Annotated in this window: 7 protein-coding genes and 4 pseudogenes; 2 read left to right on the top strand and 9 right to left on the bottom strand. The window is 45.1% G+C overall.

Going from position 1 to position 17986, the window contains the following annotated elements:
• Nucleotides 1-16: 16 nt before the first annotated feature.
• Nucleotides 17-1165: a tRNA 2-thiouridine(34) synthase MnmA gene (gene mnmA, locus JCM10512_RS05315; RefSeq protein WP_369346461.1), complete on the top strand. Its 1149-nt coding sequence runs from the start codon at nucleotides 17-19 to the stop codon at nucleotides 1163-1165.
• On the opposite strand, the gene JCM10512_RS05310 is transcribed toward mnmA, so the two are convergent.
• The 9 genes and pseudogenes from JCM10512_RS05310 to JCM10512_RS05270 all read right to left on the bottom strand — a co-directional run bounded on the left by JCM10512_RS05310 (nucleotide 1162) and on the right by JCM10512_RS05270 (nucleotide 16122).
• Nucleotides 1162-1824, bottom strand: a complete 663-nt coding sequence (locus JCM10512_RS05310) for a response regulator transcription factor (RefSeq protein ID WP_044161147.1) — start codon at nucleotides 1822-1824, stop codon at nucleotides 1162-1164. The two genes, mnmA and JCM10512_RS05310, sit on opposite strands and share 4 nt — an antisense overlap.
• A gap of 88 nt (nucleotides 1825-1912) precedes the next feature.
• A complete protein-coding gene (locus JCM10512_RS05305; protein ID WP_044161145.1) occupies nucleotides 1913-2506 on the bottom strand; it encodes a DUF4251 domain-containing protein in 594 nt (197 codons plus the stop codon).
• A gap of 189 nt (nucleotides 2507-2695) precedes the next feature.
• A complete protein-coding gene (locus JCM10512_RS05300; RefSeq protein ID WP_044161238.1) occupies nucleotides 2696-3568 on the bottom strand; it encodes a VIT1/CCC1 transporter family protein in 873 nt (290 codons plus the stop codon).
• A gap of 38 nt (nucleotides 3569-3606) precedes the next feature.
• Nucleotides 3607-4028 (bottom strand): annotated as a pseudogene (locus JCM10512_RS05295) (hypothetical protein).
• A 54-nt stretch (nucleotides 4029-4082) separates the two neighbouring features.
• Nucleotides 4083-5257: pseudogene (locus tag JCM10512_RS05290) on the bottom strand (MFS transporter).
• 25 nt (nucleotides 5258-5282) lie between these two features.
• A complete protein-coding gene (gene pbpC, locus JCM10512_RS05285) occupies nucleotides 5283-7583 on the bottom strand; it encodes a penicillin-binding protein 1C (protein WP_044161143.1) in 2301 nt (766 codons plus the stop codon).
• 6 nt (nucleotides 7584-7589) lie between these two features.
• A pseudogene (locus JCM10512_RS05280) lies at nucleotides 7590-13181 on the bottom strand (alpha-2-macroglobulin family protein).
• Between the two features lie 76 nt (nucleotides 13182-13257).
• A pseudogene (locus JCM10512_RS05275) lies at nucleotides 13258-15731 on the bottom strand (transglycosylase domain-containing protein).
• Between the two features lie 136 nt (nucleotides 15732-15867).
• Complete coding sequence (locus tag JCM10512_RS05270; RefSeq protein WP_044161141.1) at nucleotides 15868-16122, bottom strand: type B 50S ribosomal protein L31; 255 nt, start codon at nucleotides 16120-16122, stop codon at nucleotides 15868-15870.
• 435 nt (nucleotides 16123-16557) lie between these two features.
• Between JCM10512_RS05270 and JCM10512_RS05265 the strand changes: the two genes are divergently transcribed.
• Nucleotides 16558-17562, top strand: coding sequence for a class II fructose-bisphosphate aldolase (locus JCM10512_RS05265; protein ID WP_044161139.1), 1005 nt, complete (start codon nucleotides 16558-16560; stop codon nucleotides 17560-17562).
• Nucleotides 17563-17986 lie beyond the last annotated feature (424 nt).

Here is a 17986-nt window from a genome sequence, read left to right as displayed (position 1 = left end):
TTCGTCCTTCCATCGGATGATGGCTGTCGGCAGAGCAACGTGCAGGCAGGCTTTGGCAGGGGAAGGCGAACTTGTAAAAAGGAATTTAATGGAAGATAATAAGAAGATAGCTGCATTGTTATCGGGAGGTGTCGACAGTTCAGTGGTCGTACACCTCCTTTGTGAGCAAGGGTATAAGCCCTCTCTTTTCTACATCAAGATTGGTATGGACGGCGCCGACTATATGGATTGCTCGGCGGAAGAAGATATCGAACTGGCAACGGCTACGGCTCGCAAGTATGGCCTGCCGTTGGAAATCATTGACTTGCATCGCGAGTATTGGGACAACGTGGCGGCTTATGCGATTGATAAGATCCGCAAGGGGCTGACTCCGAATCCCGATGTGATGTGTAACAAGCTGATTAAATTCGGCTGCTTTGAACAGAAGGTCGGAAAGGATTTCGACTTTACCGCAACCGGGCATTATGCCACCACACAAATCCGAGACGGGAAGACGTGGCTGGCTACGGCTAAAGACCCGTTGAAAGACCAAACCGATTTTCTCGCGCAGATAGATGCTTTGCAGGTGTCTAAGCTGATGTTCCCCATCGGACATCTGATGAAACAGGAGGTTCGCCAGCTTGCTGTTTCGGCCGCACTGCCCAGTGCACGGCGGAAAGATAGTCAGGGAATCTGTTTCCTGGGAAAGATTAACTACAACGACTTCGTTCGTCGCTTTTTGGGTGAGAAAGAAGGCCCGATCATCGAACTGGAGACGGGAAAGAAAGTAGGAACGCATCACGGATATTGGTTTCACACCATTGGACAACGGAAAGGCTTGGGACTGAGTGGCGGGCCTTGGTTTGTGATCAAGAAAGATGTGGAAGCCAATATTATCTATGTTTCGCATGGCTATGGCGTGGAAACCCAATACGGCAACGAGTTCCGTTTCGAAGATTTCCATTTCATTACGGAGAATCCGTGGGGAGATCGTACCAGCGAAGTAGACATAACCTTTAAGATTCGGCATACGCCGGAGTTTGCCAAAGGGAAACTGATCAGGGAAGATAACGGATACCGTATCTTGTCTTCGGAGAAACTGCAAGGCATTGCTCCCGGACAGTTCGGGGTGATCTATGATGAAGCGTCCGAACTGTGTATCGGTAGCGGAGAAATTACGATTTAGATATAGTATTCTGCCAAATCGACAATTCCTGCCCGCATGGCATATTTGGTCGCTTCGTGTACGTTGTTTACACCCAGTTTCCGGAATATGTTCTTGCGGTGGCTGTTGATGGTGTGGAAACTCAGGTTCTTTTCCGAAGCGATCTCTTTGGTAGTTTTGCCTAAAGCGATTTCTTTGAGAATGTTTTTTTCTGTTTGTGTCAGCAGATGATCGTTGACGGTATTGCTGACGCTTCCGGGAGAACCTGCCCCTGAAAGCAAGAGGTTACTGACATGATTGCAGATGAATCGTTCTTTGCGCGAAGCACATTGAATGGCACTCAGGATTTCTTCTTTGGAGTTGTCCTTCATGACGACACTAAAGGCCATGCTGCTGAATAGAATCTGTCGTAAGAAGCTCATACTCAGTTCGTCGGAAAATAGAATCCAGTTCACTTCTTTGAACCGTTGCTGGAGCACGATCAGTTCGTCGGCACCGGCAAAGTCGAAGAGTGTATAGTCCAGAATCACCACAGCCTGGGGGTGTAGGCGTATCTCGCGAATCAGTTCTGTTTTGTTATCTGCTTCCCGAAGAACATCTATTTCCTTTATTCTGCTGAGCAGAAACATAAGTCCGGCTCTGCTAATATCTTGGTTGTCTGCGATGATGTATTCTCTCATAATGTTTGCAAAAATAGAAAAACTCCGCTACAAATGTACGCTTTTTATGTAATTTGTAGCGGAGTTACCCGAGTTTCTTCATTTCTTCTTACCAGGAGCGGCCTTTGAAAAGGTTCGATTGCTCCAAGGGAACGATCTCTCCGTTGAGTGTCAGATTGCGGTTGCTGAAGTTCGGATTGACCGTAACGCTGGCTTTATTACTACCACTGGTCATCGTTATAAAGATTTGTGCGGAGATGCCTATTCCTTGTGCATTGAACGAATAGTTGACATTCCCTTTCTTGTCGACCGTCATTTTCAGGTTGGATGCGTTCCCGTCCACCGTAACGCCACCGATACCGTTCGGACCGGGATAGGCTGTGTCGAAAGCCACCTGAACCGTACTCCTGTTCTTATCCATCAAAACAAAATTGGTGTTCGATGTCACAAATGTGCTCATACCGTTGCGGAAGGTCACTTTGTCGGCTTCCAAAACGAATTGTTTGTTTTTCAGGGCATCCAAGGCCAGCTCGTAGGAAGCTTGGTTAATCGCTTCCTCTTCGGCACGCATCTTGGCTTTTTTAGCTTCTTTTTGTACTTTTTTATCTACGGTGTTAGAAACCGTATTCCCTTTTTGGGCATAGGATGCTGTATGGCCCGCACCCACTAATGCCATTGTTACGAATAGAATAAGTGTTTTCATCTCTTTTTATTGTTTAGGTTTATATTCTGTTTCTCTTTTATCGAAGTAACAAAAGATGTACCACTTTGTTTAGCTTTGAAGCCTTATTAACGGTCGCAGCTCGAATTCCCCCGAAGCGAATCTGTTCGGGGGGGGAACTTGGAAGTACTCGCAGGGCCTCGCTCTTTGAGTACGGGAGATGTTTTTTAGTTAAGCGTCGATTCCTGTAAACGTTTTGAGCGCATATCCTATCAGGAAGCTGATCGCTGCGACACTAAAGCTGAGTACTGCCATCTCGGTGAACCGCTTGCGGAAGCTTTCTCCCCGGGCAACAGCATAATAGTAGTTGAATAAAGCAATGATAGTCAACGCCATGAACAACATAACACCCAGTGCGGCTATTACATTGCTGATTAAAATGAAGGGAGTTACAAGTGCAACGACCGTAATCAGGTAAGCGATGCCGGTGTAAATGGCTGCTTTTGCCGGCTTCTTGCCTTCTCCACCTTCCGATTTAGTCGACAGATATTCGGAAGAAGCCATGGATAAGGCGGCTGCAATACCGGTAATGCTACCGGTGAGCGCAATCAGTTTGCTATCGCTTAAGGCCAAGGTGAATCCTGCCAATGCACCGGTGAATTCTACAAGTGCGTCATTTAAACCCAAGACGACAGAACCCATATAATCCAGCCGCTCTTCATTGATGAGTGCGATCAGTTTGCCTTCATGTACTTTTTCCTCCTGAGCTAATTCTTGCAGATCGGGCAGGTAAGTATACTTATCATAATTATTGTGCGCATTTTCTTCGCCGGACTCCATCAGCTTAATGGCAAATGTGATGCCTAATATACGGGCAAGCAGATAAAAACGCACTAAACGTTTCCGGCTGGGAGCTACGTCTTGGCCGGTATATTTCTTGAGTATATGGTAGTGTGAACGTTCCTCTGCAGCAATCAGTCGGAGGGTTTTCCGGTTCGATTCATCTTTTTCAATAGAGGCCAAACGCTCGTATACCAGGCTCTCGGTTATCTCATTGCGTTGGAAGCGGAGGAAATCTTTTCTATCTTGTTCTGTTAGTTCCATATATTTAATCATTTAAAAAGTCGGCTTGCTCCATCCGATCAATTACGTCTCAGCCACCAATAACGAAGAAACAGTATGCCTGTCAGTATGAGAGCAGTGGACAATCCCGTATAAAACACCGAAATAAAACTTTCGGGAAGTAGTTGGAAACGCCGGATGGTAACCCCTAAGGCAATCATGAATGCATGATCAACCAGCCTTTGGTATCGAAAAAGGAAAGAGGGGCGTGTTTCTCCGATTCCTTTTCTTCGATTCGGCGGGTATGCTTGATATAGAGCTTACGGAAGATCAATAGATAGAATAAAAGGAATACAACAGTCGCTTCTCCAACTTCCAATAACCAGTTTTCGGTACAATTCATCCAAGTAATAATTCCTATTCGTAACACATTGACTCCGGCTATTATCCAGACAAGTCCTGCTGTGATGAGTAAGAATTGCTTGCTGACTCCATATTTCATTTGCTTTCGGGTTTTATATTAAACGGTTTTGCCGACAGTTTGTTTTAATCTGCTTTACTTTTTGCTGAGAATGGTAATCAACAACGATAAACTGGTTAGGATAGCACCGACTCCCACAACACCGTGCCACCCATGCAATTGCCAAAAGGTTCCCGCCAGAAAAGTACCCAACGATCCTCCGATGAAATAAGTAGTCATGAAGATCGTATTGATACGGTTCGACGCCTTCGGACAAAGTTCGAATATACTGGTTTGGTTGCTTAGCTGAATACATTGCATGCCAACATCGATGATTATGATACCTGCTATAATGCCCGCATACAGGTTTTCTCCCATATAGAGTAGCAACCAGGCGAAGAGGAGCAATGCGCATCCTATAAAATTGAAGGGACGCACGCCGACTTGTTTTACATATTTTCCTACGAGCGAAGCCGATAAGGCACCGGCCACACCGCAAAGTCCGAGTAAACCGATGACATCACTGCTGGCGAAGAAGGGAGCTTCTCCCATTTTGAATGCCAAACAAGACCACATCGCCAGAAAGGAGCCGAAGGCCAATCCGGAACGAATGGAGTAAATACGTAGTTGCGGATATTCTTTGAGCAGTGAGAAGAGTGATTTCATCAGATCACTGTACTTCCCTTTAAAGTTAGGTTGTATGTTGGGTAGGATGCTGAGTACTACGATGGCGCAGATGAACATGAGTCCTGCGGCGATGAAGTACATCTCACGCCAGCCGAACCACTCGCCGACAAAACCACTGACTACTCGCGAAGCGAGAATACCTGTCAGCAAACCGGAAACGACAATGCCTACATTGCGCCCTTTGTTCTCAGGCTTAGAGAACTGAGAGGCTATCGGAATAAAAATCTGTGGAATTACGGAACAGATACCGGTGAGGAGCGAAGCCCCTAGGATCAGATGAATGTCATGCGATAATCCGATGGTCAGCAACGAGAGAATCAGGATGGTGAAGTTTACCAGAATAATCTTCTTGCGCTGGTATAAGTCGCCCAGTGGATGATGAATAACAGCCCGAGCGCATAACCGATTTGCGTTACCATCGCAATCAGGTTCGTTTTAAACTCAGATACACCGAGTTCGTGGCGTATCATATTCAGTAGTGGCTGATTATAGTAGAGGTTGGCTACCGATACACCGGCTACGATAGCCAATGTCCAAAGTATAGATGCGGGTAGTCCTCCGTTTTCTTTAAGCGACTTTTTCATGCTACAAAGATAACGAAATCATCGCTTACTCGATAAAGAATGTGGTGGAAACCGTATTGCCTTCACTGTCAACGGCAGTCAGCGAATGTTTGCCCGGCGCAGGTTGTAGCGAAAGCTTGTGAAAGTCTTGTGTCTGTGTAAGATAGGTGTTGTCCAAATGCCAGAAGATAATTGTGTTTGGATTGCTATGCGCAAGCTCCACAGTCAGGAATCCTCTACTGCCATCAAGCTGTTTGGGCAACTTGATACGAGCATTGGGCGACGGGTAAATAAACTGCATCGGGAGGAGCGAGGCTTCTCCACATCCGGCCTTGAAAGGAGGAAGCGGTTTGTACTCGGGATGGTGTTGCTTGTAGTACCATTCCCATACGGGAGGCAGACTAAACCAGGATTTACGGATTGTAGGTTCTGCATTGGCGCAATTCTCATAAACCCGATGTGTCTCGTCGGCTGATAACGTTACGAGGTGATGATACGGACAGGCTTCCGTTTTCAGTCCGGCCGGTAGAATAAGGAGTGTATCGGTATCAGCACAGAAGCGGCTTTTCAAATGTCCCGACTCCCGGCAGACTTCAGCTTCAACGAATATCCCTGTGGGACGTTCGAACCAATGTGCAGATGGAAGGATATTAAACACATCGAACAGAACCGGACCGGCTGTACGAGCACCGATTAACTCGGGTTTGCCTTCGCCCGTTGCGTTGCCCACCCATACTCCGACCGCATAGCGGGGAGTGACGCCAACCGCCCAGGCATCGCGGAAGCCATAACTTGTTCCGGTCTTCCACGCTATGGGTTGCATGGAGGGGATCGCTTTCCAATCAATTTCTTCGGGACGGTTTACCTCTTTGATCGCATCGAATACCTGCCATACGGCACCCGGCTCAAAAGTTCCCGGCAGAATTGTCTCGGGCGTGTTGAGAAGTAACCTGGCGGACGTTTGCGGTTGCTTTAATAAACTGCGTCCCATATTGGCATAAGCGTTTGTAACATCCCAGAGTGTGGCTTCCGCTCCACCGAGGATGAGTGACAAACCGTAATGCGATGGCGAACGGGTGATGGTTTTCAAACCTATCTGTTGCAGGAAGTGGTGGAACTTCGGAACTCCGTATTGTTGCAACATGGTGACTGAGGGAATATTCAGTGAACGTGCCAATGCTTCCGAAGCAGGAACTGCTCCTTCAAAGTGCAAATTGAAATTTTGCGGGGCAAACCCGTTGATGTTTATCGGAATGTCGGGCAGCAGGGTATGCGGCAACAACGATCCTTCCTGAAGCATCGTATAGTAGAGAAAAGGTTTCAGGATGCTACCCGTACTTCTTGGTGCCTGAATCACATCTACTTGATTCCCCTGCTTTTGGCGTGTGAAGTGTACATTTCCACAATAGGCGACAACCTGATTGGTGCGTATGTCAATAACCAAAATAGCCATATTCCGAATGTCACTCCGGTTAAACTCGTTGCTCCAACGTTCGGCTAATTCTTCGATCTGCTTCTGAGTACTTTTGTCAATGGTCGACACATTGTATTCACCGTTCTTTTCCTGATAAAAGCGACTGACCAAGTAGGGTGCCACTTGTGGAAGTGGGTGTGGTTCGTCGGGAAGAGGTTCGCTGATCGCCAACTCATAATCGGAAAGAGGCAACTTTCCCTTTGCAAGAAGTTGTTTCAACAGGCGATTCCGTTTGGCGAGTAAGGCTTTTCTGCCTTTGGATAAATGGATCATGGCGGGAGCATTCGGCAATACGGCAAGAGTTGCCGACTCAGCCCACGACAAATCCTCGGCCGAATGACCGAAATAACGCCAGGCCGCCGCATCCAACCCTACCACATTTCCTCCGAAGGGGGCGTGTGAGATGTATAGAGAGAGTATCTTCTCTTTCGAATAGCGAAATTCCAACCGGGTAGCCCAGATCATTTCGATTATCTTCTCCCCGAAAGTACGTGGCTCGTTTCGTGCAAGTCGGATGGTTTGCATGGTAAGCGTACTTCCACCACTGACAATACGCTTTTCTTTCAGATTCTGATAAAAGGCCCTTCCTATTGCCAGCGGATTGACTCCCCAATGGCGGTAGAAGTGGCGGTCTTCGAACTCGATGAGGCATTGTTTTATTTTATCGGGTGTCGTTTGTCTGGGAGGAAAACGCCATTGCCCATCAGAAGCAATGCGTGCTCCCAAAAGTTCCTCGTTCCGGTCGGTCACGACGGTCGAATAGGGGAAATGGAATAACTGGCGGGGTAAGCAGAAAGCATACCACGTAAGCAAAATGATACTACACCCCAGTATAACTTTCTGCTTGCGTGATATGCTTCTACGTATTTTCATTCGTTCTTATCGGATAACCTGACACTTACCGGCTTTAGTACGTGCTTGTGCATTGGAATCGTACATGGCCTCGCATTGGATGGCGGGCAATACAAAGTTACCCGCATAGCTAGCTTGTAACCTTGCGATGAATGTTTTCGATTCTCCCTGACGTAGATTGAAATAGGTCAGTATGCGGTCATCCCGGATATCCCGATAATCATACTTATCTGAGGAAGTGGCAGTTTGTGCTGTACTAACCATTCGCTCGTTGTAGATTTCCCAACCCGACGGAATGATATGAGTCAGAGCCAGGTTGTTGTAATCAGTCGTTCCACTGATATTGGAAACCGTAACTACTGCTTGGAAGTCGGTACCTTGTCTGATCTCTTCCACATGAATCAGCGAACCGTTCATATCGGTATACCTTACGGTCAGGTGTAGATTATTGGCGATGGCGGGCAACGTATCGTTCAACAAACGTGTCCGGGTTACCAAATCGACATGCAATACACCTTTACCTTTATTGCTTACGCTCACTGTTCCGTGACCCGGCTTGTTAGGCAACTCGGTAGTGAAAATCGCTTTCGCTGATTTAACTGCCGCTTGTTGTTTGTTGTTGAGTTTCCAAGTAAAGTCCAGTGTACCGGATAGCTTTTCAGCCAACCGTCCCATTGCCATTAACGAGAATGCCGTCGATTGCGTGCTGAACCAACTCTCTTTCGTCAAGTTTGCCGATACGATCTTAGCTTGAGTCAGTGCGTCTTTCTCTCTATTCATCAAGATCAACGTTTCCAGAATCATAGCTTCGTCCCGATCGTAAGAGCCATACACCCAATTGTTAGACGAGTAGGGTTTGACGGTTGTCTGGACTTGGAATATCAACTCATTAGCGGGTTTCGTCTTTCCGGTTAGCGCATAGGCGGCTGCCAATCGCCAACGGGCTTGTTGAGACAGGTTGCTCATTTCTTTCATTCGGTTCATCGCACCTTGTTCGGGAGCACCGGCTAAGGCAAGCGTGAAGAGACGGAATGATTGTTGCAAGTCAGACTGCCAATAATACCAAGTGTTTGCTTCTTGAGGCGCACGCCAGTTCTGAGCAGCAGCCCGTTGGAAGCGCTTCCATTTGTTCAACACATTGCTATTCACCGCATATCCTTTTTCTTGCGCGAGACTGAGGAACATACCTGCGTAGGAGGTCACCCATTCATCCGCAGAAGCATTTCCCGGCCAGTAAACAAATCCTCCATTCGGAAGTTGGCGGCATATAATTGCTTAACAGCTTCTTGCACGTTTTCTTTGATCCGCTTGGATTCTTTATCATCTACCGCTTTGAATTGTCCGATAAATAATAGCGGGAGCCCTTTGGAGGTAATCTGCTCCGTACAGTTATGTTGATAGTCATATAAGAAGTCGAACCGGCGACTTATATCCACAGATGGTATCCGCGAGGCTTCCAGTTGCGCATGATTCTCTTGTGCGGATCCTTCGATAGTATAGCTCAGCTCTTTGCTTTTTCCGGACTCGATCCATTGGCTTTCTCGAAGCGTAACTGCCGGATTCGGATTGCGTACATCTATTTCGATCGTCTCTTTGGTCTGTTGTCCTCCACCGGAAGCGGCTAGGTGAATGGTTACCTTACCGGTTTTGCTTCCTGTCTTGATTTTGAAGAACACCATCTTATCTCCTGTCTCCGTAAATGTAAGAGACTGTTGGCTGCTACCGACTATCTGTGTGGGGCCATTGCTACTGAGTGTAACTGTTACCGCCTTTACATTCTTCTCCATCGCGAAAACATTAACCGGCACCAAGATTTCTTCTTGGGTACTGATTACGCGTGGAAGTGTAGAAAGTAACATCAGTGGGGTACGTACGAAGGCGTTTTTCTCCGCTTTACCGTAAGCACCGTCTTGTCCGGCTACGACCATGGCGCGCACCGAACCTACGTACATCGGTAGGGTGATCTGATGGGTTTGACTCTTGCCTTTACCTATATAGAAAGGGCCGAGGTATTTCACAACCGGCTTGAAGCGATTGGCTTTGGTATCTGCCGGTTTCAACGTTTCATCACCTCCGGTACTGAATAGCGAACTGTATCTGCCGGCTGATGCACCCAATACATTATCATACATATCCCAAGTTCGGATGCCTAGTGCTTCGCGTGCATAGAAATCATTCCAAGGATCAGGCGTCTTGAAGTTAGTCAGATCCAGCAAACCATCGTCAACAATGGCCAGCGTATAGGTCATAGGCTTACCATTCTTCTCGTTGACCGTCACATTGAAAGCTGTTTCAGGACGGAGAACATCCGGCATCTTGATTTGTGGTTGCAGCACAGTCTGCTTATCAGTAACAAAGACAGGCATTACCCCGTACATACGGATCGGAAGATCGTTAACCGTCTGGGCATGTGGCTGCAATAAACTGATATGTAGGTAGACATTCGGAGCCATTTCAGAAGTTGCCTTGAATTGGTATTTGGTATCTCCCTTATCGTTTACCTCAATCCACTCCCTACGGAGCACAGACGTACCATTTTCGAGTGAAACGAGTGCACGGCCTCCTGCCGCAGCCGGAATAGTCGCTGTTATGTTTTCGCCAATTTCATAGCTGTCTTTATCCAATGAGAAAGAAAGCATTTTGATTCCGCTCGGATCTGCTTTGTTTGAGCGGCCACGTGATTCGGGCCAATCAATAAATACGGCTCCTCCGGTGGCATGTCCGCTTTCCCGATCTTTCACATATACCAGATAACGTCCCCATTCCGGGTAGTTACGCGGAATGTAAATGAGCCTTTTCCTCCTTTGGTCGATACAACTCCACTTGATACGGGAGTTATGGACGGACTATTGATATAAGAGCCGAAGGAGTCACTACTGTTCTCCCACCACCAGCTCCAACTGATGCGATAAATCTTGTATTCCAGGTTGGAGCGACTTATTGGTTTGCCTTCTGCATTTACAGTTACAAGGTCAAACACATGGTCTTTATCTGTTTCAATGTATTTGCCTTTGGGCTGATTCAGATTAATACCGACATACGACTGGAAGGGTGAGAACGGTACAGACAACGTATGTATGCTTGCATCTCCTCCCGGTTCGAACACGCGAGTCGTTATACTGGCATTCAGCATACCCGGAGCATTTTCGGCATTCGGAAGTTTCAGCGGGAAGCTTGCGTTACCGCTTGCATCTAAAGTGCCGCTGAATACATCTGTCTTGACTGTCGAGAATTCGCTCGCCGGATTATTGAATAAGTATTGGTTATAGTTCTTGAATTGTGTGTTTACTCTCGACAATGTCATTTCGGATTTAACTTTCAATCCGGATGCGGTGGCCCCGGTCAGCCAGGCTGACGAGAGGTTCGCGTGTACTTCACTATCGGCTGCTTTGATAATACTTCCCGGAAGTTTGAGGTTAATCTTCAAACGGTTCGGCTTGATGGTTTCAATACGCAACGATTTATGGAAGGCTGTTCCACCTATTTTAATATACGCATTCCAAAAGCCGGTTGGATCTTCCGCTTTGGTAGGAACACTGAATGTGTAGAAACCATGAAGGCCGTTGGTCGATATTAGTTTGGTATAGAACTGTCCTCTTGGGTTAAAGAGTTCCAACGCTACCGGGTGTTTATCAGGAATCCGTTTTTCCTGATCTTGCAAGATGAATGCGATATGTAAGGTGTCTCCCGGACGCCATACACCTCTTTCACCATAAATAAAGCCTTTCAATCCTTTTTGGACTTCTTTACCGCCTACATCAAATCGGCTGGTGGATTGTTCTTCTCCATCGACAACTTTCACATAAACTTTTTGCTTGTCGGATTCCGCCATTACAATGAAAGGAACTCCTTTGGAACTTATCAAAGCGAATCCATCACCATCTGTCTCAGCAGTTCCAATGGGTTGCAACTGATAGTTGTAGACGGTCACTTTTGCTTTCCCCACCGGCTCGGTAGTCAGTATGTTGTTGACTGCTATCCATAGCTTATTTAGTGAGTTACGCTTTACAATCATTCCCAGATTAGAAGCCAACACATTGCAAGAGGCTGCTCGGAAGATTGCATATAATAGGATGGATGACAAGGGTTGTCACGCTCTTGCCAATTGTAGTCGTTCCAGTTGATCGGTTCGTTGCCGGTATAGTAATAATAGGAGTTTGGTATATCCCACGCTTCCTCCTCTTCATCCGTTATGCCTGACGATACCTTTGTCAGACTAGGCCCATCGTCGGCAAAGCTGATAGCCTTCTCTTGCTCACCGCCTCCGCAAGGATAGGCGGAATACTCTTGTTTGAAAGAGAGTACGATGCGGTAAATTGCTCCGGGTTCTTGCTGAATTAGTCCGGCCAAATCAATGGAATAGTCTTCCCATTTATGAACGTCTTTCGACGCGTCTTTGCTTAACCACAGAGTTTTCTTATAAATCAATCGTCCAAAACGACGCAGTTCGCTTGCCGAAGCGAGTGAGTTGCTTTGCATAAACCCAAGAATGTTATTCTCGTAAATACGAATGACACTCAGGTCGACCGCATAAAGGTTGACTGCACGGAAAGGAATGATTAAGTTCTTAGAGTCGGGGAGTATAGCGCCTTCTACCGGCATTTCCACTTGCGGCTTCAGGTTCATTTCACTGAAAGAAATGGAATGGGAGGTTCCCAATCGCTTATCTTTTAGGTTTTTAATTCCTTCATTAATATTCAAAGTCGCTTTGTTAAGCTGTCCGGCTTCAAAATAGATATTGACTTTGTTGTCTTTGATCTGGAATATGTAATTTGTGATTTCCGGTATTTCGATCAATCCTTTTAAATCTTGTGACTCGCTTAAAGGCTCGGAGAATACGACTTCTATTCCATTTTCAGGTTGCTCAATGCGTCGGGCCGATAGGAATTGGAATGCGTCTTTTGCCGGAATTGTTATCTTCTCAACCTGTTCCCGTTCGATGTTTACCGCTTTCCCTTGCACCTTTATTTCAAGGGTGAAGTCTTGCTTAGCTTTCGAAATGCTGTTTATGGCGAACTGGTACTTAGCCGGATTATCTGTAGCGGTAATCTTGACGGGGTACTTTTGCCCATTATCAGCAGTAACGGTGAACATCTGCTCGACCTGCTCTTTGGCTACTGCATCGCTAAAATGGATTTCACCTTTGATATTAGCGACATCAGGTTGTGAAGCCGTAATATTTATGGGTTCTGTGTAGAGCGTAAAGTTCCGTTCTTGTACCCGGAAGGAAAAGTTGAATTCTTTCAACTTGCTATCTACTTTGACAAAGTCGCCAAGTTGAAAAGATGCTTCATAAAGCTTTCCCGGTTTCAACTGGCCTTCTTCAGGGACAAATTCAATGGTATTGTTATTTACCCAATAAGCTTTTCCTTTCAACGAAGGGGAGAAACTGAAAGGGTTTTCTTTCAATTCGTTGTTCAGATCAACCATTGACTGTTCTTGGGTCAGTTCAATACGCACACTTGAGGTTTGCGAGATGACCCCGCCTGTGTAAGCAGTTACGTATGGAGCATATTCAGCAGAGGGAACAATATCTTTTGGAGTTCCGGCACATGAATAAAATCCGAGGATGAGAATAGATACCCAAAGAAAGGATAAGGATTGTCTAACTTGCTTCATGGTTATGCATTTTTGTGTAACAATGAAGCAAATATAGTCTTTTTTTATTTTGGACAGTCCTTTTTATCGGCTTTTTTTATCTACTAGGTATTCGAATCGTTTTACTATTTTGTTCGATTAATTGGTTCTGTTCAATATGATCTTTAAGATTGATCTTCTGCAGCTCTTCCTCGTCGGCGATGAGACTATCCGGCAAGACGATTGCTACAGAATCGGTATCTCTCGGAACCGGACGATAATCTCCATTACAACCGTATGGTTTGCTTATTTTCTCTTTGGGAGTGGTCGGAAACTTACCTCGGTATTGCGGAAGATCTTTATCTTTTAGAACCTGCTCCATGAAGTAAGCGAAGATAGGGAGTGCCGTACGACTTCCTTGTCCAAGCTCTCCGGTGCGGAAATGGATGCTACGATGTTCGCCACCGACCCATGCACCGCCTACTAGCTTAGGTGTTACTCCTACAAACCAAGCGTCGGAGTGGTTGGAAGATGTACCGGTCTTACCGCCAAAATCGGTATCGTATCGGAAAAGATCATAGGCCCAAAGAGCTTTTGATGTACCTCCGGGTTCGGTCATACCTCCTTTTAGCATCTCAGTCATAAGGAAAGCGGTTTCATAGGGGATAGCTTGCGTGGGGGGCGGAGCCTTGTATTCATAAAGTATATTCCCGTTTTGGTCCTCAATGCGGGTAACTAAAACCGGATCATGAGATTGCCCGTCATTGATCGGCGTAGTGTAAGCATTTACTAATTCGAGCAATGAGACGTCAGAAGCTCCAAGCTGATAGCCGGAGTTTCCTCTAAAGGCGTTTTAACGCCCATTGCATGTGCCGTTCGCACAATAGCGGGAATGCCCACTTCTTTGGCTACTTGCACGGCGATGGTGTTGACCGATTGGGCGAACGCGCATTTCAGCGACATCGTGTCACCGGTTGCTCCTCCATTGGCATTATGAGGAATCCATTGCGCAGGTTTGCCGTCTTCGATAACATCCCATACTACACTTTGATCGATACGCTCATCGCAAGGTGACATACCGGCTTCCATTCCGGCAGCATATACAAAGAGCTTGAAAGTCGATCCCGGCTGACGCTTGGAAATTACTTTGTCATATTTCCATGAGTTGAAATTGACGTCACCCACCCAGGCTTTTACATAACCGGTTTGTGGTTCAATGGCAACAAATCCGGTATGCATGAAGCGCTCCATATAGCGAATGGAGTCCATGGTGCTAATAGTTGTATCTCGGCTGCCTAAATTATAATCAAATACTTTAAGGCGGTGGGGGAGATTCAGGTAATACTGAATAGAATCCGGTTGATTGGGGAATTTCTGCTCTAACTGTTTGTAGGAAACTGTGCTTTTTGCCAGGTTCTCTATAAAGTTAGGTATCTCCTGATGATTACGATCACGCCACGGGTTCTGTTTTCCCCAGTGGTTGTCGAAGTTTCGTTGTACGATGCGCATTTGCTTATCTACAGCAGCTTCTGCGTATTTTTGCATGCGGCTGTCGACCGTCGTGTATATTTTCAGTCCATCGGTATAAATGTCTTTGTCATTCTCTTTGCACCACTTTTGTAAGTCATTGGCTACCGCTTCACGGAAATAGAGAGCTTCACCGTTGTAGTTGCTTTCAATATTATAGTTTAACTGAATCGGTATCTGTTTTAAAGAATCAAACTCTGCGCGCGACAGAATTTTATGCTGAAGTAAGTTCTCCAAAACTACATTGCGACGCTTTAAACTATTCTTTGGGTTGAGGCGTGGATTGTATGTTGTGGTAGCTTTTAGGAGTCCGACCAAAGTTGCCGCCTGTTCGTATGTGATATTTTGAGGAGTTGTGTGGAAGTAGGTGGATGCCGCTGTCTTTATTCCATAAGCATTACTGCCAAAGTCGACGGTGTTTAAGTACATCGTCAGGATCTCTTCTTTGCTATAAAAGCACTCGATCTTTACCGCGGTAATCCACTCTTTTGATTTCATGACCAATAATTTCAGTCCGGGGAGCTTGCCAAGTAGTCCGGTAGAGTATTGGGAGCGCACCTTGAACATGTTCTTGACCAACTGTTGGGTGATGGTACTAGCTCCACGGGCTTCTCCACGCATCATGTCTTTGATAGCAGCAAATACGCCTTGAAAGTCAATGCCGAAATGCTGGTAGAAACGCTCATCTTCGGTGTTGATTAAGGTCTTTATCAGCACCGGAGAGATTTCCTCATATTTCACCGGGGTTCGATTCTCGCGAAAGAATTTTCCAATTAGTTTTCCATCGGAACTGTATAATTCAGAGGCAATGGGTTGCTCGGGGTTGTGGATGCTGGATAGACTGGGTGATTTACCAAATAGCCATAAGAAGTTTACGTCTACCATGATCAGGTAAATGAGAAATAAGGCAATAAAGGTAGTGAGTGAAACTAGGCCTTTTTTATACCAACTTGCTTGATGAAAGAGATGTTTATACCACTTCCAAAAGGCATTACACTTACTCTTTAAATAATGAAAAACGCTTATTCCGCGTGATACCCATGTGCGGGAATCAAATTTTACCATAATGTATTGGTTCTAATACGGCGCAAAATTACGAACTAGTTTTGAGAACTCAATGATTCTGGTTCGAAATATACAAAAAAAAGAGAAAATATCCAAGGGACATCTTCTCTTTTTTTACACTTATTGAGTAGTGCAATTATTTCTTTTTACGGTCTCCGTAACGGCTCATGAACTTGTCAACACGTCCGGCTGTATCTACCAATGTAGATTTACCTGTATAGAACGGGTGAGAAGTATTTGAAATTTCAATCTTTATCAACGGGTAAGTTTCACCTTCAAATTCAACGTCTTCTTTAGCGTTTACAGTTGAACGAGACAAGAACATATCACCATTTGACATATCTTTGAATACTACTGGACGGTAGTTTTCTGGATGAATACCTTTTTTCATTTCAGTATCTAATTTTTAAATTATTATATTCGTACTATTTTGGTAAGAAATAGTGTAATGGTTACTTTCAGGGCGCAAAGATAATGCATTTACCTGAATAAGAAAACGTTTTGCTGAAAAAGATTCAGTTTTTTGTCTGCGGATACCTTTTTTACTATATGTTTTAAGATCGCTGACCTTGGTCTCTGTTCCTTTACTTATATATCGGCCAACTAGGCTTTTTAGCTTATCTTTTGCATGCGTGAATTCCGCGAATAGAGAGCCTTTATTGCTATTTCGACATTACAATCTGATATTAAGCCGGTTCTTTATTCAAATAATTGGCGTCGATTTAAAGCTTTTTCTACTATATTTTCTTTTCCGGCTTCGCTATTAGAAGGATAATGCTTACTTTTGCGTAGAATTTTTATTCACTAACAATAAACTTTAAACAAAATGATTAATTACAAAGATTTAGGGCTGGTAAACACTAGAGAAATGTTTGCTAAAGCTATTAAAGGTGGATACGCTATCCCGGCTTTTAACTTCAACAATATGGAACAGCTGCAGGCTATTATCAAGGCTGCTGCAGAAACTAAATCACCCGTGATTCTTCAGGTTTCTAAAGGAGCACGTCAATACGCTAACGCTACTCTGTTGCGCTTCATGGCTCAAGGTGCTGTTGAATACGCAAAAGAATTGGGCTGTGCAAAACCAGAGATCGTTCTTCATCTTGACCACGGTGATACTTTCGAGACTTGCAAGTCTTGTATCGATTCAGGCTTCTCTTCAGTAATGATCGATGGTTCTCATCTTCCTTATGATGAAAACGTAGCTCTTACTAAGAAAGTGGTTGAATATGCTCATCAATTCGACGTAACTGTTGAAGGTGAACTTGGTGTATTGGCTGGTGTAGAAGATGACGTAGTTGCTGAACACCATACATATACTAAACCGGAAGAAGTGGTAGACTTCGTAACTAAAACAGGTTGCGATAGCTTGGCTATTTCTATTGGTACTTCTCACGGTGCTTTCAAATTCACTCCGGAACAGTGTCATGTTGACCCGGTTACTGGCCGCATGGTACCTCCTCCTTTGGCATTCGATGTATTGGATGGTGTAATGAAAGAACTTCCAGGTTTCCCTATCGTACTTCATGGATCATCTTCTGTTCCTGAAGAAGAAGTGGAAACAATCAATAAATTTGGTGGTGCTTTGAAAGCTGCTATCGGTATTCCGGAAGAAGAGTTGCGTAAAGCAGCTAAATCTTCTGTTTGTAAGATCAACATCGACTCTGACTCACGTTTGGCTATGACTGCTGCTGTACGCAGAGTGTTTGCTGAAAAACCGGCTGAGTTCGACCCACGTAAATATTTAGGCCCAGCTCGTGACAATATGGAGAAACTGTATAAGCACAAAATTGTGAGTGTACTTGGCTCTGATAACAAATTGGCTGAATAACTCAACCTATAATTAATAGGAAGAGGGCGTATCTGAAAACGATATGCCCTCTTTTTTTATGCGCTTATTAGGGTCACTTGCAGAAGTATGGGATCTCTCTTTTTACCTGAGTACTATTTAAGTTTTGACTCTTTTGGCAAACTGTACAATATCCGTGTAGCTCTTCTGTGTTCCTAATTTTATCAGCGGGGCTTGACAGAAGCACTTTGCACAATGATACAACACCTCATGACTTTATCACTTTTTTGCATATCGTTCAGTATATCAGCTGCTTATTTTGCGTCTTCTTTTTTTAGGATCACTTTATTCCAATGAGCGATAGCTATTGCTCATCTTCTCAAAAAACAGACTATTCAATTTACCAAACAAGTCTTTTCTTAAACCGTATTGTGCGCAACTATTAGTGGATCTAAGTAGTCTTTTT

The organism is Bacteroides reticulotermitis JCM 10512 (assembly GCF_000517545.1).
GTDB lineage: Bacteria > Bacteroidota > Bacteroidia > Bacteroidales > Bacteroidaceae > Bacteroides > Bacteroides reticulotermitis.
Note: the sequence above shows the minus strand (reverse complement) of the source record. Positions and strands in the feature narration are given on the sequence as shown.

What these genes read in the sequence shown, in the direction of transcription:
- mnmA (WP_369346461.1), top strand. Translation starts at nt 17, where the DNA reads ATGATGGCTGTCGGCAGAGCAACGTGCAGGCAGGCTTTGGCAGGGGAA.
- JCM10512_RS05310 (WP_044161147.1), bottom strand. Translation starts at nt 1,824, where the DNA reads ATGAGAGAATACATCATCGCAGACAACCAAGATATTAGCAGAGCCGGA.
- JCM10512_RS05305 (WP_044161145.1), bottom strand. Translation starts at nt 2,506, where the DNA reads ATGAAAACACTTATTCTATTCGTAACAATGGCATTAGTGGGTGCGGGC.
- JCM10512_RS05300 (WP_044161238.1), bottom strand. Translation starts at nt 3,568, where the DNA reads ATGGAACTAACAGAACAAGATAGAAAAGATTTCCTCCGCTTCCAACGC.
- pbpC (WP_044161143.1), bottom strand. Translation starts at nt 7,583, where the DNA reads ATGAAAATACGTAGAAGCATATCACGCAAGCAGAAAGTTATACTGGGG.
- JCM10512_RS05270 (WP_044161141.1), bottom strand. Translation starts at nt 16,122, where the DNA reads ATGAAAAAAGGTATTCATCCAGAAAACTACCGTCCAGTAGTATTCAAA.
- JCM10512_RS05265 (WP_044161139.1), top strand. Translation starts at nt 16,558, where the DNA reads ATGATTAATTACAAAGATTTAGGGCTGGTAAACACTAGAGAAATGTTT.